Source organism: Flavobacterium sp. (genome assembly GCF_035299245.1).
Classification (GTDB): Bacteria; Bacteroidota; Bacteroidia; order Flavobacteriales; family Flavobacteriaceae; genus Flavobacterium.
Map to the genome: position 1 here is coordinate 182,291 of NZ_DATGWY010000016.1, position 18,455 is coordinate 200,745.

Annotated in this window: 16 protein-coding genes; 3 read left to right on the forward strand and 13 right to left on the reverse strand. The window is 34.9% G+C overall.

Annotation, left to right across the window (positions count from 1 at the left end):
• Positions 1-34 precede the first annotated feature (34 nt).
• The 10 genes from VK161_RS12145 to VK161_RS12190 form a co-directional block, all read right to left on the reverse strand.
• The gene (locus VK161_RS12145) at positions 35-541 is read right to left on the reverse strand and encodes a hypothetical protein (RefSeq protein ID WP_324215050.1); all 507 of its coding nucleotides are present in this window, start codon (positions 539-541) and stop codon (positions 35-37) included.
• 30 nt (positions 542-571) lie between these two features.
• Positions 572-1,300: a VIT family protein gene (locus tag VK161_RS12150; RefSeq protein WP_324215051.1), complete on the reverse strand. Its 729-nt coding sequence runs from the start codon at positions 1,298-1,300 to the stop codon at positions 572-574.
• 24 nt (positions 1,301-1,324) lie between these two features.
• The gene (locus VK161_RS12155) at positions 1,325-2,443 is read right to left on the reverse strand and encodes an efflux RND transporter periplasmic adaptor subunit (RefSeq protein ID WP_324215052.1); all 1,119 of its coding nucleotides are present in this window, start codon (positions 2,441-2,443) and stop codon (positions 1,325-1,327) included.
• 1 nt (position 2,444) lies between these two features.
• Positions 2,445-6,779, reverse strand: coding sequence for a CusA/CzcA family heavy metal efflux RND transporter (locus VK161_RS12160; RefSeq protein WP_324215053.1), 4,335 nt, complete (start codon positions 6,777-6,779; stop codon positions 2,445-2,447).
• 73 nt (positions 6,780-6,852) lie between these two features.
• Complete coding sequence (locus tag VK161_RS12165; RefSeq protein ID WP_324215054.1) at positions 6,853-8,229, reverse strand: HAMP domain-containing sensor histidine kinase; 1,377 nt, start codon at positions 8,227-8,229, stop codon at positions 6,853-6,855.
• Between the two features lie 2 nt (positions 8,230-8,231).
• Positions 8,232-8,900 carry a response regulator transcription factor gene (locus VK161_RS12170; protein ID WP_324215055.1) on the reverse strand — a complete coding sequence of 223 codons (669 nt, stop codon included), beginning with the start codon at positions 8,898-8,900 and terminating at the stop codon, positions 8,232-8,234.
• A 2-nt stretch (positions 8,901-8,902) separates the two neighbouring features.
• Entirely contained in the window at positions 8,903-10,246 is a 1,344-nt protein-coding gene (locus VK161_RS12175; protein WP_324215056.1) for a DUF3570 domain-containing protein, read from the reverse strand.
• 22 nt (positions 10,247-10,268) lie between these two features.
• Entirely contained in the window at positions 10,269-10,478 is a 210-nt protein-coding gene (locus tag VK161_RS12180) for a DUF4266 domain-containing protein (protein ID WP_324215057.1), read from the reverse strand.
• Between the two features lie 5 nt (positions 10,479-10,483).
• On the reverse strand, positions 10,484-11,470 hold the full coding sequence (locus VK161_RS12185) for an FAD:protein FMN transferase (RefSeq protein ID WP_324215058.1): 987 nt from the start codon (positions 11,468-11,470) through the stop codon (positions 10,484-10,486).
• Entirely contained in the window at positions 11,470-11,904 is a 435-nt protein-coding gene (locus tag VK161_RS12190; protein WP_324215059.1) for a thioredoxin family protein, read from the reverse strand. The genes VK161_RS12185 and VK161_RS12190 overlap by 1 nt, the downstream gene beginning before the upstream one ends.
• 209 nt (positions 11,905-12,113) lie before the next feature.
• On the opposite strand from VK161_RS12190, the gene VK161_RS12195 reads away from it, so the two are divergent.
• Entirely contained in the window at positions 12,114-14,201 is a 2,088-nt protein-coding gene (locus VK161_RS12195) for an LTA synthase family protein (protein ID WP_324215060.1), read from the forward strand.
• A gap of 7 nt (positions 14,202-14,208) precedes the next feature.
• Here VK161_RS12195 and VK161_RS12200 read toward each other — a convergent pair whose 3' ends face one another.
• The 3 genes from VK161_RS12200 to fabG are packed head-to-tail and all read right to left on the reverse strand — an operon-like array spanning position 14,209 to position 17,488.
• A complete protein-coding gene (locus VK161_RS12200; RefSeq protein WP_324215061.1) occupies positions 14,209-16,245 on the reverse strand; it encodes a hypothetical protein in 2,037 nt (678 codons plus the stop codon).
• A 26-nt stretch (positions 16,246-16,271) separates the two neighbouring features.
• On the reverse strand, positions 16,272-16,727 hold the full coding sequence (locus tag VK161_RS12205; RefSeq protein WP_324215062.1) for a hypothetical protein: 456 nt from the start codon (positions 16,725-16,727) through the stop codon (positions 16,272-16,274).
• 14 nt (positions 16,728-16,741) lie between these two features.
• Entirely contained in the window at positions 16,742-17,488 is a 747-nt protein-coding gene (fabG, locus tag VK161_RS12210; RefSeq protein WP_324215063.1) for a 3-oxoacyl-[acyl-carrier-protein] reductase, read from the reverse strand.
• A 129-nt stretch (positions 17,489-17,617) separates the two neighbouring features.
• Here fabG and VK161_RS12215 point away from each other — a divergent pair, with 129 nt between their 5' ends.
• A complete protein-coding gene (locus VK161_RS12215; RefSeq protein WP_324215064.1) occupies positions 17,618-18,166 on the forward strand; it encodes an RNA polymerase sigma factor in 549 nt (182 codons plus the stop codon).
• A 21-nt stretch (positions 18,167-18,187) separates the two neighbouring features.
• Entirely contained in the window at positions 18,188-18,454 is a 267-nt protein-coding gene (locus tag VK161_RS12220) for a hypothetical protein (RefSeq protein WP_324215065.1), read from the forward strand.
• Position 18,455: the final 1 nt, after the last annotated feature.

The window sequence follows — 18,455 nt, forward strand, 5'->3', positions numbered from 1 at the left end:
AAATAAAGCGGTTTTATAGCGAAACAGTTATAATTTAATCATCATCTTCTTCTCCTTGAGTAGCAGTTTCTGACTGGGTTGCTCCTGCCGTTGTTGTTCCATTTGCTCTAATTTCGGTATGACGAATTTCACCACCTGTTGTTCCCGTTTGTTGCGCTAAGAAAACGCCTACGGCAGCAACAGTCATAGCTAAAAACGAAACAAGGTTTGCTTTTGCATTCTTTTTAACATTCAAATACAAACCAACAATTGAAATTGCTCCCAAGAAATAAAGAACTAACGCTAATTTTTCAGCAGCTTCTTCGTGTTCGTGGATAATTTGATCCGTAACATCGGGTAATTTCTCTGCAATTTCCTCTGCTCCTTCTCCGGTATTCATACTCGCGAATGAAAATAGTGCTGCCACAATAAACAGGCAATACGCTGTGTTTTTAATCGAATTGTTTTTAAAAACCAATCCGCCAATCAAAATTCCTAATCCCAATATCGTCCCGATAATTGGAAAGTGATTTACTACCATGTGCCAATGTGCATCATTCATAATTTCAAAATTTATTATTTATTTACTATTTTATACTCTAACTCCAAATAGGTAACCAACTAAGGCCGACAAAACCATAGCAATTGTTCCCCAGATAGTGATTCGTAATATTGCCTTTTTACTACTTGAACCACCAGTTTTAGCTGCCATACTTCCTAATATCATGAGAAAAATCAAAGTAGAACCATACAGCCAATATTCCATGTTTTTTATGGGTGCAAAAAGAACAACCAGTAGTGGCAATACACCACCAACACTAAACGCCGCACCCGATGATAAAGCGGCCTGAATTGGATTGGCTTGACTGATTTCATTAATTCCTAATTCGTCTCTAATATGAGCTGCGAGCGCATCTTTTTCGGTTAATTCAACAGCTACTTGCATTGCCGTTTCCTTTTTTAAACCTCGTTTCTCGTAAATCTGAGCTAAAATGTTCAACTCTTCTTCGGGCATTTCTTCTAATTCTTTTATTTCACGTTCAATATCCGCTTTTTCAGTATCCGTTTGCGAACTCACCGATACGTATTCGCCAGCAGCCATAGACAATGCACCTGCTACAAGCCCTGCGACAGTTGCCAAAATAATAGGCTCTCTTGTTGAGCTGGCTGTGGCAACACCAATTGCTAAACTTGAAATCGATATTATTCCATCGTTGGCGCCCAAAACAGCAGCACGCAACCAATTACTTCTGTGAATATAATGACTGTCTAAATAATTGTCAATTGTAATTGAACTCTCTTCTTTTTTTGATTTACTCATTGTACTAAAATTAAGTAGTTATATTTAATCAATTAGATCAAAAACACCTTTGGTGAGCAGTTTCGAATTAGCATTAATTTCCTTATTCGGAATGATTTCAACTAATTCTTCGGTACTTTCACCTTTCACCACATTTACTTTTTGAAAGTGATAGCCTTTGGCGTCTTGTGATTTCAATAAAAGTACGAAATTTTTATCGTTTTCGAAGCCTAAAGCGTCTTTTGGTATAGCAAATCCTTTTTTAGTATTCACAACTATTTGTGCTTCGATGAACATTCCAGTCAGTAATTTTTGCTTCACATTTTCATCCAAATGACCGTGTACATTACTGGTTCTGTCGTTACCTTCAATTGATTTCCCTATTAAATGTACTTTCCCAAAAAATTGCTCTTTTGAAGCTTCTGGAACGTTAAACTTGATGGTTTGGTTTTCTTTAATAGATAGAATGTCTTTTTCAAACACTTTCATTTCAAGGTGTAACGTTGTGGTGTTGACAATTTCCAAAATCACATCTGATGGCATTACCGACATTCCAACATTAGCATTCATTACGGTTACATCACCCGAAATGGGTGAAAACAACGTTATTGAAGTCACAACTCTTCCACGTTCCACTTGAGTTGGATTAATATTCAACATTAGTAACTTTTGACGCAACGATTGGTATCTTCCTTTGGCACTTCGATACTCGCTTTCGGCTTTTAAGTAGTTTTTTTGTGACGTTATTTTCTCGTCATAAAGTGTTTTTTGACGTTCAAATTCCGATTTCAAATAATTGATTTGTTCGGCTACTTCAATATAGTCTTTCTGAATGTCTACAATCTCGGTACTTTCGATGGTAACTAACGCTTGACCTTTCGACACTTTATCACCTACTAATAATCGTGACGACTTAATGAATCCTCCAATAAAAGTTGTGATTTTAGCTTTGTTTTGTGGTGGCGCATCAATTTTCCCAGATGCTTTAACCGTAACATCAAAGTCACTTTCTTTTGGTGTAGCAATTTCCATTTCCATGTTTTTGAATTGAGATGGAGTTACAGTTATTAAGCCATTATTGGTGTCTTCAACAATTTCTTTTTTATCGTCTTTACACGAAATAAATACTGTAGTTAGCGCGAATAAATAAACTAGTTTTTTCATATTATTGAATGGATAGAAATTGTAAATCATATTGTATCTTATTGTAATTGTATACACTTTCGAGGTAATCAACCTGAATTGTAGTAGCATTCTCTAGCGAAGTGATGTATTGAAAGAAGTCAATTTCTCCATGCTGATAGCTCATATTGGCTACTTTAATGATTTCTTTGGCCAATTTTTCGCCGTATTCGGTATAGTACTTAATAGCTTCATCGTATTTTAATGCTTCTTCTTTTTTCTGTAAAAGATGTTGGTTAATTCGAGTCATTTCATTTTGTTTACGCTCTTCCCAACTTTGCGATTCCAATTGAGCAACTTTGATTTTGGATTTGGTTCCGCCAAATAAAATAGGAACCGAAACACCCAATTGAAACCCGTTTAATCCTTTGGATAAACCGCTGTTATTTCCTTGAAAATACTCCAAATTAATATCGGGTAAATACTGCTGTTTTTGTAGCTTTTGATTAGTTTGATTGATTTTACTAATGCTTTCGAAATACGAACTGTACAAACTTTCAGTTGCGCTTTTCTCTATTTGTAGTTTTGTCAATTTATTTGTTGAAACTTGAACTTCCGCTTTCGATTGTAATAAAGATTGTAAAGCTTCATAACTAGCCTTTTTGTCTTTATCTATTTGAACTAATTTGGTTCTGATTTGTCGGAATTTGCTTTGCGCCGTAATTTTCTCTAAATAATTGGTCTCTCCGAGCTCAAATCGTCGATCACTGGCTTTGGAGAAATTCTGGTACAAACTATCCAAATACGTGTACAATTTCTCTTGATGCTGATAATATACAATTTGATTATAGGTTTGCGCAACGGCATTTGATAAATCATTTTTTACAATTTCAAAGGCAGCTTTTTCCTTTTCATATTCGGCAGTATATAATTTCTTTTGTGCTCCATAAACTGTTGGAAATAAAAAACGTTGCTGAATCCCGAATACGTTTAACGGTTTATTGTTTACTGCCAAATTGTTTTGATCGTAACTGTAATACACATTCGTTTTATCAAATGAATATGCTGATTTTATATTGGCGTTGTATTTTTCTACTTGCAATTGTGTAGCCTTGATGGCTTTATTATTTTGATGAGCCAATGCAATTAAACTGTCCAATTGAGTAGTCTTTTTTTCTTGTGAAAAGGCCAAAGTACATGATAGAAACAGCATGATAATTGTCGCATTAGCGTGAATTTTAAACTTTGCTTTTTTGCCTTCTTTTTTGTCTAAAATTTTATAAAGAACGGGCAAGACTATCATGGTTAAAATAGTTGCAGTAAACAAACCTCCAATGACTACAGTTGCTAATGGTCGTTGCACTTCAGCTCCAGCCGAGGAAGAAATCGCCATTGGTAAAAATCCTAAAGCAGCAGCAGCGGCAGTCAGTAAAACCGGACGCAAACGATCGGTCGTTCCTTTTAAAATGAGTTCGTTGATGTCTTTCATTCCGTTGTGTTTGAGTTCTTTAAAATGTTCGATCAATACAATACCGTTGAGTACCGCAATTCCGAATAGAGCAATAAATCCGACTCCAGCCGAAATACTGAAGGGCAAATCGCGTATCCACAGAAATAGTATTCCACCGACTGCCGACAATGGAATCGCTGAATAAACCATTAATGCTTCTTTGACTGAACCAAAAGCGAAATACAATAAAATGAAGATTAAAAATAATGCAATCGGAACGGCAATCATCAATCGAGCTTTGGCACTTTGTAGGTTTTCAAACTGTCCGCCATAAGTCACATAATAACCAGGAGGAAGTTTAATTTTACTTTCAATGATGTTTCGAGCATCGTCAACAACACTCTGTAAATCGCGGTTTCTCACGTTGATTCCGACTACAATTCGGCGTCGAGTATTATCGCGAGAAATCTTCGCTGGACCTTCAGTATATTCTATTTGTGCTAATTCTTGAAGCGGAATTTGTTCGCCGTTTGGCGTTGGAACGTATAAATTGCGAAGATTATCAATGTCTTGTCGATTGGTTTTATCGAGACGAATGACCATATCAAAACGCTTTTCACCTTCAAACACATTTCCGACTGTTTTTCCGGCAAAACCAAGAGCAATCAATTCGTTTAAATCGGAAATATTCAATCCGTAACGTGCTATTTTAGAACGATTGTAAACCACACTCATTTGAGGTAAGCCTTCTGTTTTCTCGATAATTACATCCGAAGCACCTTCTACATTTTCGATGGCATACTTGATTTGTTCAGCACGTTTGGCCAATACATTCAAATCTTCTCCAAAAATTTTGATGGCCACATCCGAACGCGTTCCTGAAATTAACTCGTTGAAACGCATTTCGATAGGTTGTGTGAATTCGATTTCGATATTCGGAATTTGATTGGCAATAGCTTCTTTTATTTTATCAGCCAATTCGTCTTTACTATCGGCAGAAACCCATTCAGACTTGGGTTTTAGTTTAACGATGATATCGCTTTCTTCCATACTCATTGGATCAGTTGGTACTTCTGCAGCTCCAATTCGACTCACAACTTGCTCCACTTCTTGGAAGTTTTTTAGAATTGTTTTCTCTATTTTGGTTGTTGTAGCAATGGTTTTCGACAATGAGGTTCCTGTTTTTAAAACGGGTTGAATTACAAAATCACCTTCGTCTAAGGTTGGAATGAATTCGCCGCCCATGGTACTGAAAAGCACTATTGCAAAAACCAACAATCCAGCTGCGCCATACATTACTTTTTTGGTATTTCCAATGGCCCAATTGATAACTGGAAAATACCATGAATTTAATTTGTTTATTAATTTTGAGGAAAATGAATTTGGATTTTCTTCTTTTGGTTTTAGAAATAATGATGAAACCACGGGAACATAAGTAAAACAAAGTAACATCGCTCCTACTAAGGCAAAACTGAACGTCATAGCCATTGGTTTGAACATTTTACCTTCAACACCTGATAACGAAAGAATTGGAATGAATACTATTAGAATGATTAACTGACCAAATACAGCCGAATTCATCATTTTGGAAGCACTTTTATACGTGATTTCGTCAATTTGAATTTGTTGATCTTCTTTGGATAAGGTAGTCAAATGTTTGGATTTATGGGCGATTTGAAATGCGATGAATTCGACAATAATCACCGCACCATCAATGATAATTCCGAAGTCAATTGCGCCTAAACTCATTAAATTAGCATCAATTCCGAAGATGTTCATGAACGATATGGCAAACAATAAGCACAGCGGAATAACAGAAGCGACAACCAATCCAGAACGCCAATTTCCTAGCAAAAGAACCACAACAAAAATTACGATTAAGCAACCTAGAATTAAATTTTCAGCTACCGTAAATGTAGTTTTACCTACCAATTCGCTTCGTTCTAAAAACGAATTGATGTAAACGCCTTTGGGTAGTGTTTTCTGAATTTCGGCTACACGTTCTTTCACATCGCTGATTACTTGTTTGGAATTGGCGCCTTTGAGCATCATCACCTGACCTAATACCTTCTCGCCTTCTCCATTTCCGGTTATGGCTCCAAATCGATTGGCACTTCCAAATTGAACTTGTGCAACATCCTTGATGTAAATGGGATAGCCATTAGAATTGGCAACTACTATGTTTTCAATGTCTTGAATGGATTTTACTTTTCCTTCACCACGTATGAAATAACTTTGATTGACTTTTTCGATGTAAGCGCCACCCGCAATGCTATTGTTTTTTTCTAAAGCCGAAAATACATCCGCCATAGCAATGTTCATCGCTTTGAGTTTAGACGAATTGATCGCCACTTCGTATTGTTTTAAATAACCGCCCCAAGTATTAACTTCAACTACACCTTTTATTCCAGACAACTGACGTTTTACAACCCAATCTTGAATCGTTCGCAAATCGGTAACAGAGTATTGTTCTCTATATGCTGGTTTTACATCCAAAACATATTGATAAATTTCACCTAAACCAGTTGTAATTGGACCCATTTCTGGAGTTCCGAAACCTTGTGGAATCTTCTCTGAAGCAGATTTTATTTTTTCAGCTATGAGTTGACGTGGCAAATACGTTCCAATTTCGTCTTCAAAAACGATGGTAACTACTGAAAGTCCGAATTTTGAAATAGACCGAATTTCTTTTACACTAGGCAAATTGGCCATTTCGATTTCAACTGGATATGTTATGTATTGCTCGATATCTTGAGTAGAAAGATTGCGAGAAGTGGTGATTACCTGAACTTGATTATTGGTAACATCGGGAACAGCACCAATCGAAATTTGGAAAACAGAGAATAACCCAAAGACAAAAATGGTTAAGGTAAACAGTAAAACAATGAGTTTGTTTTTTAAGCTAAAGGCAATTATTTTTTCAAGCATTTTAATTTCATTTTCTACTTGCAAAGGTAGAATCGAAGTTGCTTGAATAGCTTAAGAAAGCCTTAAAACAAAATTAGGGAATCCTTAATTTTAAAGAAGTTCCGACGTTTTCTTCGCTTGAAATTTCAATGGTGATGTGCAGAATATCACACAGTCTTTTTACTATCGAAAGTCCTAAACCAGTTCCTTTTATAGTTGGATTTTTTGAGTTACTTGCTCTGTAAAAAGAATTAAAAATTTTACTCAAATCTTCTGAAGGAATTCCTAGACCATTATCATTAATAGTAATAATTGTTGCTGAATTTTCTTTGCTTAATTTGATTTGAATTTTTCCATCGGGTTTGGAATATTTTATAGCGTTGGAAAGCAAATTTCCAATGATAATTGAAATCAGATAATAGTCGGTTTGTACGTAATATTCGTCTTCAAATTGGGTAGAAATATCTAATTTTTGTTTGCTGATTTTATCCGAATAGCGTGATAAACTATCCAGAATTAGGGCGTTCAAAAACACATTCTCTACCTTATTATTTTGCTTTTGATTTTCAAAACGCGCTAATAAAAGTAGCTCATCAACCAAATTATTTAGGCGATTTACTTCACTAACACAAAATGCAATTTTTTCTTCATACTCTTGTTTTTCACGTGGTTTACGAATTAAAACTTCAAGTGTACCTTTAATTACTGCAAGTGGAGTTCTTAATTCATGTGAAGCATCAGAAGTAAATTGTTTTTCGCGTTCAACGGCTTCTTCCATTCGATCGAGTAAATCGTTTATGGTTTTGGAAAGTACATACAGTTCGTCTTTGTTGGTTGGTAAATCAATACGCGTGTTTAAGTTGTCTTTGGTAATTTTACTTGATGTTTCAGTGATGTTTACCACTGGTTGGATACTTCTACCCGCAAAAAATCGTGCAATTAAAAACAGAAGAATTAGAATGATTGGAAACGTGATCAATAAAATGTTTTTTAGAATATAAATGATTTCAAAATCATCTAAAGACATGGCGACAACCAAATAACCAATGACTTTGTCATTATTGATAATAGGCGTTTGAATTTGTCTAATTGGAATTCCATTTAAAAATGCATCTACGTATTCATTATCTTTTGAGGCATCTAAAAGTAGTAAGTTGGATTGTTTTAAATTGGGTGATTTGTCGATTAACTTTTTGTTGTTATCATAAAATTGCACGAAAACTGGATTGACACTGATGGTGTTGTGTTCGCGAGCGCGCCATTGATCGACTTGAATTAAGTAAGTATCATTATTATCGATTGCAACATCATCTAAATGCTTTTGTAACTCTTCGTCAATTCCTTCATTAATGTGTTCGTCAACACTAAAATGAATTACTCTGTATATCACTATAAAAGCAAAAGCCGTCAGCAATGCTGTGCTCAAAATATAGTTGAACGCAATTCTGTTTTTATAGGAAAGTGAAAACATAATTAGTTGCTATCGTTGGCGATGTAACCTACACCACGAATGGTTTTGATACTTTCGTCTTCTTTACTGAGGTTGAGTTTTTTTCGAATGGCATTCATAAAAACATCAATGACTCCTGTGTCGTATTCGAAATGAATGTTCCAAACGTCTTCGATAATTTGTGTACGCGTGCAGACTTTGCCTTTGTTTTTTATCAAATATAGCAATAATTCGTATTCACGTTGCGTCAAATTTACTTCAGTACCATCGACTAAAACTTGGTATTTGGATTGAATGATTTTGATGGAATTCAGTTGTAAAACATCTTCTTCTAATTGGTATCGGAAATGTATTTTGATGCGTTCTAGCAATTCATCAAAACTGAATGGTTTTTTGATGTAATCATTCGCTCCAGCGCGCAAACCTTCTATGGTTTCTTGAATCGTATCTTTGGCAGTTAGAAATAAAATAGGAGTGGTTGTATTGGATTTTCTAAAGGCTTTACACACTTCTAAACCCGACATTTTCGGCATCATCCAATCCAATAGAATCAAATCAAAACTCGAGTTCAACGCCATTTCCAATCCGTCAGTTCCGTTGTAAGCAAAAGACACAGAATAGCCTTCTTCTTCTAAACCTTGCTTGAGAAAATCAGTAATTCCTTTTTCGTCTTCTATAATTAGAATCTTCATTGTTATTGCATTACAAATTTAAATCCGATAGAACCAATATTCGAACTCAATCCATCACTTCTATCGTAATGATTGAAACGGAAATCGATATTTTTTAATCCAAATTTCCAAATTTTTGCACTTGTAAATATGTCGGTATACGCAAATCCGAAACCGTATTGATTAGCATCAAAAGTGGATAAATCGTAATCGGAAGTATAGTATTCTTCAGTTGATACATGGGTTTCATAAGGTGCAAAATACTTCGACTGTTTTTGCGTATAGTAACGGTACATTGGAGTTAGCGTAAATTTATCCGTCAATTTTATTGGAAGTTCTATTGAAGCAGTATGCGCCGTAATATCCCAATTATCAGAGTAATAACGGTAATACGTTCGAACAACCAAATGCTCATTTACATAATAATTCCAACGCAAACCAATGGGCAATTTGAAACGTGATTTAGGCAGTTTTTCAATCGCATCGGCCAACTGATACGTTCCAGTATTACTTTCGTTTTGGTAATTTGGAATTCCCAACGGATTACCTACATAAAAGTTAGGCTTGTCTGCAAAATACATTCTGTGGTAAGGCGTTGACAATCGGCCTTCTTGTTGTACTAAATCGAAAAAGATAGAAAATTGAGTTTTCTTTGTCAGCACTTGAGAAAAACTAAACGAAGCGGAGTACGAATTTCTATTAGTAGAATCCCATTCTACAAAATTCGGATTATAAAGTGCTGAATTGTTGCCGTTTTGATCAAAAATCGGACCTTGATTTACTTGCAATTCTTTAGGATAAATCGGTTGCCAATTGTCTAAATACACATTTGCTTTTACAGAAACTTCCGAGTTTTTATCGTTGAATAAACGCGTGATTCCACCTCCAATTCCGATGGAAGAATAATCGTATTCCATTGAAACCGAAACATCGGCATTCCAAATAAAATTACGGTTATCACTACTATGGCTATAATTAGCTACTAATGATACCAACTGATCTTGCTCTGAAGCACCAGAGGAACTTTGCCATGGCGTTGGGTTAGCTGAATCGTAAGGATTGATATTACTTGATGAAGCCGAAGTGTAAGCTGAAATTCCGGCGTCAATAGTCAATACATCGTCGTCGTTCATTGGCATTGCTACAACAATATTGGAAGCAATATCCGTTAGATTTTCCGAACCTATTCCGCCAGAAACCGATGAGTGAACACCATCTTGCTTGTAATAACTGGCAAGGAAATCTACTTCGGTAGCTTCTAAAACACGTTTTTTGAATACTACTGTTGTGTCTTTGGTCGTTTCACTTTCTTGGGAAAAAGCAATCTGAGTTAAAAGTAAAAGGGAAAGAATTAGTTTGTTTCGCATGGAATTGAAATTTCTGTATTAATTAATTACAACCACAACCACCACCCGATTTTCCTCCATTGGCTCCAGCAGCAGCTTCACGATAGACTTGAAATGCAGTTTCGTAACGCTCGGTTGTTTTGGCCGTCAATTTCATATCCGGATCGTTGATTTTTTCTTTTTCGTACTCTTTGACGGAATTACACGATTGCAATCCGATAAGAACAATAGCTGCACTAAGTATTTTTTTCATGGTAATTATGATTTATATTTTTGAACATCAATGCCTTTTGAAGTGTGTATTTTTCCTTTATCATCAACAATGATGCATTGAATTCCTTTTAATTGATTGACCAAATCGAGCCCTACTTCTACTCCAAGTACAAAAATGCCCGTAGCGAGTGCATCGGCAATTTCAGTTTGTTTGGCAAAAACAGAAACACTCACGATTCCGGTTGCAGGATAACCTGTACGCGGATCAATAATGTGCGAGTAGCGAATTCCGTTGAACATCACAAATTTTTCGTAACTGCCAGAAGTTTCGACAGCACTGTCTTCGATGGGAAAAGTAGCAAACACTTTGTTTTTATTCATCGGATTGATGATGCCAATAGTCCACGGTTTTCCATCCAATTGTTTTCCCCACGTATTGATATCGCCCGAAACATTTACAATTCCGGATGTGCAACCTTTACTCTGTAATAATGCTTTCACTTTGTCGGCAATATAACCTTGTCCGATTCCGCCTAAACCCAATTTCATTCCTTCTAATTTGAGCAAAATGGTTTTTTCTTTATCATCTAAAATGATGTTTTGATAACCAATTTTTTCGACTGATTTTTTAATAGCTTCTGGAGATGGCATTTCTTTCATACTTCCATCAAACTTCCAAATTTTATCCATGGAAGCATACGAAATATCAAAAGCACCATTGGTCAATTTCGAAATTTTGATGGCTCTTTGCACCAATTCAAATACTTCATCATCTACTTTGATTGCTCTTTTACCAGCATTTTTATTGATTTCTGAAATTTGAGTAGTGGGAATCCAATCGGAAATTTGATTTTCAATGCGTTTGACTTCGGCTACAGCTAAATCGGCAAAATAATTTCCCTCTACAGTATCTTTGGCAATTACGGTAATCTCAAACGGACTTCCGAGCATGGACAACTTTTTCTTGTGAACGATTTGTCCAAAAGAAAGCGATGTTACCATCAGAATGAGTAAAAGCAATTGGTTTTTCATTATTTCACTAATGAGTTAATCATTTTAATGTATTCTTCGGCAGTAACATTTTTAAAACCCGTCATTCCGATGACCTTACCTGTTTTATCCAATATTACAACCAAAGGGAAATTTCCACCTTTGTTGTATTTTTCAGCTAATTTTTTATTACTAGCAGTTAATTCAGCTGACAGTTGATTCCCTTTTTTCTTTGGAAAATCAGCTCTAAGTAGTACCCATTTGTCTTCTGCTTCTTGTTTGAACTCTTCCGATTTCCAAACTACTTTTTCTAGTTTCATACAAGGCGCACACCAATCCGAACCCGAAAAAACTAGTAAAATGTTTTTATTTTCTTTAGCAGCAAGAGTTTTTGCTTCTTCAATATTGGTTACCCAATTTTGTGCGTTTCCAAAAGCAGAGATAAAAAGTAAAAGAATTACAGCAATTTTTTTCATGAATGTAGTATTAAGTTCATTGGTACTTTAACAAATAGTATACCCGAATTCTGAGTGTAAAATTAGTCATTATTGCTTATAACACATCTTTTGGCGCTTTATTTTAAGCCAATTTTAATCTTAAGACGATTTTAAGGATATCATAAGTTAATATTAAATTGAATTGATTTTGAGGAATTTACTTTTGACGTTCTAAATAATCTCGTTGTATGTTCAGTAAAAATTCTCCTTTCGTTAATTTAGGAATTCTGTATTTGATATGTTCTTTTATTTTGCGAATTGTTTTGGTATTTCATCCCATTACACAAGCGAATTTTCATTGGTATGAAATTATTAAAATACTACTAATTGGTGTAATTTCAGATGTCTTTGTATACATCGTTGCTAGCGTAATTTTATGGTTGTATTTAGTATTTTTATCTAATGCAAAATACAAAAAACCTTGGGGTTATATCATTTTTGGAGCATTGCTATCACTTTTAGCTTATGTATATTTCTGCAACACCATTCTCAACGAATACGGTGGTTCACTACCTGAAATTGGAGTTGGTTTTATTGCTTTGAAAACTACTTTATTTGGGTTACTACTACTTTTCCCAAGATGGAGAAAAACCTTACGACTGGTACTTTTTTCAATCGCTGTATTCATTTTTGCCTTAGTAATCATTCAGAATACGGTTAGTGAATTCTTTTTTTGGAATGAATTTGGAGTGCGTTACAACTTTATTGCGGTTGATTATTTAGTATACACCAATACCGTAATTGGAAACATTGTGGAATCGTATCCTGTGATTCCTTTATTCATCGGAGTTGGAATTATTGCGGGAATCGCAACTTTTTTAATTGTAAAACGCTCGTTACCTTTTTTAAATCGATTGCCTTCTTTTGAATCAAAACTAAAAAGCATACTGATTTATTCCGTTCTATTAGCATTATCACTCTATGCTATTCCGACTATGGCTCGACTAGAGAATTCATCTAATGTTTTTACTAACGAACTTCAAGCCAACGGAATGTATCGCTTTTATTTGGCGTTTGAAAACAGTGAGCTTGATTATGATACATTTTACAAAACCATTCCCGAAAATCAAGCCTATGCTTTGTTAAGAAATCGATTTCCAGCAACTGAAAATGATTCTAATCTGCAACAAATATCGAATTCTAGTCCGGAACTTCACAAAAATGTTGTCTTAATCACAATTGAGAGTTTCAGCGCTGAATTTTTGGAAGAATACGGAAATGCGCAACATCTTACTCCTTTTATCGATTCGTTGGCAACTCAGAGTTTACAATTCTCCAATTTATATGCAGTTGGAAACCGAACTGTGCGCGGATTGGAAGCCGTAACTCTTTGTTTACCGCCAACGGCTGGTGAAAGTGTGGTGAAACGAAAAGACAATAAAAACAAATTTTCGACAGCCAGTATTTTTAAAAAACGAGGTTATCAAGTAAAATTTTTATACGGAGGAGATTCGTATTTTGACAATATGTCTGATTTTTTCTCCGGAAATGGTTATGAAATTATTGACAAGAAAAGTTTTGCTCCGTCTGAAATTACTTTTTCTAATATTTGGGGCGTTTGTGATGAAGATATGGCCAAAAAAGCAATTCAGGTGATGAATCAAGAAGCTCAAACTGGGAAACCGTTTTTTAACCATTGGATGACGGTGAGTAATCATCGACCGTTTACGTATCCTGATGGGAAAATTGATATCGATAGTCATTCAAAATCACGCGAAGGCGGCGTAAAATATACCGATTACGCATTGCGACAATTTTTTATTATGGCACAAAAACAATCGTGGTTTGCAAACACTGTATTTGTGATTGTGGCTGATCATTGTGCGTCGAGTTCGGGTAAAACCGAATTGCCAGTTGACAAATACCGAATTCCTGCTCTAATTTATGCACCAGGATTCATTCAACCCACTAACAATACTACTTTGGTTTCACAAATAGATTTAATGCCTACTCTTTTCGGATTGTTGCATTTCAATTATCAAAGCAAATTTTTCGGACAAGATGTATTAAAAACAACCTATAAACCAAGAGCATTTATAGCTACTTATCAAGATTTAGGCTTGATTAAAGATCATGTTTTGACTATCATTTCACCTGTTCGAAAAGTCAAGCAGTTTGAATTAAAAATGCAACCCGTAAAAGGTTTGAGTTATGATTTTGATATTTATTTTGATCAAAAACCACTTACAAAAGAGCGTGTTGATTTAATGAATGAAACGGTTGCTTATTTCCAAACGGCATCGCGAATGTTAAAGAATAAGAAATTTGAAAAGTAGTCGATTTTTAAAGTAAACCATTGTACTTTCTTACAAACCATTCTGTTGCCAATGCTAGTGCGATTAGAACCAACAACCAAATCCAATCAATTATTGGTGTCTTGGTTACGATTTCTTTCTGAACGGATTTGTAATCGTTATTCTCCATCAAAGTTTTGATAAGAGTATCGATTTGATTCGGAACAAAAACGGTTCCTTTTGTTTGAGATGCCAATTGTCGTAAACGAACTAAATCAGGGTTGACAAATTGCTTTTCGATGTCAAAATCGAGAATTTCAAATCCGGCAGAATAACTTGAGTTGGAGTTCAATTCTTTTACCGTAAAAGTATAATTTCCTGCAGCTAATCCATCTAAATTAACTTTAAAAGCATTGGAAGCTCTGAGTAAATCATAACGTTTTACTTGTTTGGTTTTCGAATTGGTTACCGTTATAGTCAAACGTGCCTTTTCATCAAGTTCATAATTTTTATTGAAATACTGAGCCGTGATTTCCAATGCATCACCCGAATTATAGAATCGTTCATGGTTGACAATTAGTGATTTCTTACTGTCATTCGATGCCAAAAACTGAATGATTTTATCAATAAAAATATCAAACTTATCAAATGATTTGTTGTCTAAATAACTGTGAGCGCGCCATTTCCAAATATTTTCACCTATTAAAAAGGCCGAGCGACTTCCTTGTGTATCTGCAAAAGCCAATAATGGAGCTTCAGTATCCACTGTTCTAATTCGGGATGTCAGTAAAACAGAGACATTATCATTTGGTTTTATGTTTCCGTAAGCGTTTTCTAAAGGCGGAAAATTTTCAAAACCGATATTGTCCGTAGCAAACAAGTTAAAATTAGAATTGAACGAAGCCAAATAGTCTTCTTTTTGAGATGAAACTCTGAATACCATCTGGTTTTGTTGTTGGTTCAGCAGGTTGTAATCGGTATTATTTCCAGTGATGATCCAGGTGTTGATGCGGAGGTTTTTGTTGGCTTCAAAAACACTTTTGAATTCAGCAGTTGGTTGATACAATATCAATACATTATATTTTCCTAAATCACTTATTCCGTTGGGTTTAAGAATAGTTACTTTGCGCGATGCATTAGTTTCTATTCCGCGTTTTATAGCTCCCAAATCGGGATGATTAATGGAAGAAATTAATGCGATTTCCGAACGTTGATCAATGATTTCAACGGCAAATTTCTTTGTATTGTTATAAGTGTTTTTCTCGCTTTCGGTAGAGGTAATTTTAGCTGTGTACAATTGCATTCCGACTTTATCCGCAGGCAATAATACATTGACAACTTGCGCTTTTTTGGAAGGAGAAAACGAAAGTGTTTGTTGCGTTAAAACGTTATTTCCTTGCGAAATGGAAAAATTTGCATTTACACTTTTGGTTCCGGCGTATTGTAAAAAGACTTCAACCGGAAATTTATTCTTGTGGAAAGCGTATTTGTTGACGTTGATTTGATTGATTTTCAAATCGAGATACGTCGTTGTATCGCCAACCACCAATGGATATACTTTATTATTGGCATCAAATGAAAACACATAATCTTCACCCGAAGTTTGATTTCCATCAGAAATTAAAACCGTAGGAAAAGTGAGGTTTTTGTTGATGCTTCTTAAGCTTTTGGCAACTTGATCAAAATGCGATTGTTTTCCTTTGAAATTCAATTCATTTGATTCTTCTATCGATTGAAAGTCAGCATCAAAACGGTACAATTGTACATCGTACTTGTCTTTTAAATCGCTATTGGAAGCTAATTTTTCAAAAACCTCTTTGGAAATAGCATTGGCTTTGAGTTCGGTTATCGATTTGGAGTTATCAACAACAATAGCCAACGGTGTTTTGACTGTTTCATAGGTTTTTCGAGAAATTATCGGATTGATTAAGAGTAATAAAATTCCGAAAATAGCCAAGAAACGCAAAAAAGCCAACCATTTTATCAATTTGGATTGGCTTTTGTTTTTATAAAAATACTGTAAATACGACAATCCAACAGCAACTAAAACTGAAAGAAGTAGTAAAACTATTGTGGATGTTGTCATAATGTGTGTTCAGAGAACTCTATTTATTAGTATCGTACTGTTCGTTCTGTAATATTTTGATCGTATTTTTCAAAGAAAATTTGAACCTTTTCCGGATTCAAGACTCCATTAGCATCAATCACTTTTTCTTTCAACAACCATCCAACCAATTTTTCCATGTTTTTTCTAGAGTTCATTCCCATACCAGAAGTAGCTCTCATGATATCTTTTGTTTCTACTTTTGTTTTTTCGGTAAGAAAATTCAAAACAAGGTAATCGTCTTGACTGTATTGTTTGGTCTCGTTGTCGTTGTATTTATAAAGTAAAATTTCATTATCATCTAATGAATAAAAAGAATGCTGAAAAATATTTATTTTTTCATATTTCAAAATTTGTTTGCCATCGAGCAACACTTTGTCATCTTTAATTTCAACTTCTTGAGCTGATACTGAAAAACTTGTAACGGCGAAAATTGCCATTGATACTAAAAACTTGATTTTCATTTGTATAAAACTATTTAGGTCAACATTCCTCCATCCACATTCAATGTTTGTCCAGTTACATAAGCACTCATATCAGAAGCTAAAAACAAACATGCATTGGCTACATCTTCTGGAGTTCCACCGCGTTTTAACGGAATAGAATCTCTCCAACCTTGAACCACGTCTTCGTTTAATTTTGCTGTCATTTCGGTTTCGATGAATCCTGGCGCAATGGCGTTGCAACGAATGTTACGCGAACCTAATTCTAAAGCAATTGACTTAGTAAAACCAATCATTCCGGCTTTTGAAGCTGCGTAGTTGGCTTGCCCTGCATTTCCCTTCACTCCTACTACACTACTCATGTTTACTATTGAACCTTTACGGTTTTTAAGCATTACTTTTTGCACTGCTTTGGTCATATTGAATACCGATTTCAAGTTGATTTCGATTACTTTATCAAAATCTTCTTCAGACATACGCATCAAAAGGTTGTCTTTGGTAATTCCAGCATTGTTGATTAATATGTCGATGGTTCCAAATTCGGCAATCACATCATCCGATAATTTCTGAGCTTCTTCAAAATTGGCCGCATTCGATTGGTAACCTTTGGCTTTTACACCTAATGCATTCAATTCATTTTCCAAAGCCATCGCTGATTCGGCAGACGAACTATAAGTAAAGGCCACATTGGCACCGTGTTGAGCAAATACTTTTGCAATTCCGCTACCAATTCCGCGACTTGCGCCTGTAATTATAGCTACTTTTCCTTCAAGTAATTTCATATTGTTTTGAGTTATTTGTTTGAAATTTTAGAAGTCAAATATAGCACTATTTTAAATTTAAAAAAATTACTTCCTACTTAAACCTTTGTTAATGTCGGCAGTCTAATTACATTTACCACAAATAATTCTATGTCGAATTCGAGTATTCATTTTCAATTGCTTTATAATCAGTACAAAGTATTGGTTTACAATGTGGCATTGCATTATGTACAAAACATCGAAGACGCTGAAGAAATTACCCAAGATGTATTCGTTCGAGTGCATCAATCAATGGATAAATTCAAGAATAACTCATCCATAAAGACCTGGATTTACCGAATTACCATCAACAAAAGTCTCGATTTTATCAAATACAAAAAGAGTAAAAAACGACTTTTCATTTTCGGAATTAAATCCGATTCTGAAAGAGAATTGAATTCCATTTCGACATTTGAACATCCCGGCATTGCTTTAGAACAACAAGAAAATGCTAAAATTCTGTTTGGAGTAATCGATGAATTAACTGAAAATCAAAGAACTGCATTCATTTTATCGAAACTTGATGGCTTGAGTAATCCTGAAATTGCCGAGATCATGCAATTGAGTATTTCATCTGTAGAATCATTAGTTTTTAGAGCCAAAACCTCTTTAAAAGAAAAATTAAGCAAAAAGTTTGAAGAGTACCGCAAGAAAAAATAATTAACATCGTCTAAAAAAAATATGGAAGCTGAAAAATTCATAAACGACATTCTAAATAGTACCAACGAAATTACCAAAGTGAGCCCGAATGACGAATTGTTATCTAAGATTGAGCTTCGAATTCATGAAAAATCAGTAGTTCCAATGAAAACCCTGTGGTTGGTTGCAGCGTCAATAGTGATTTTGATGTCTTTGAACATTGTCATTTTATCCACAAAAAACAAAACGTACGATACTTCAATAACCGAATTAGAAAAGTCCATTCACAAGAGTAATCAATTATATTAAC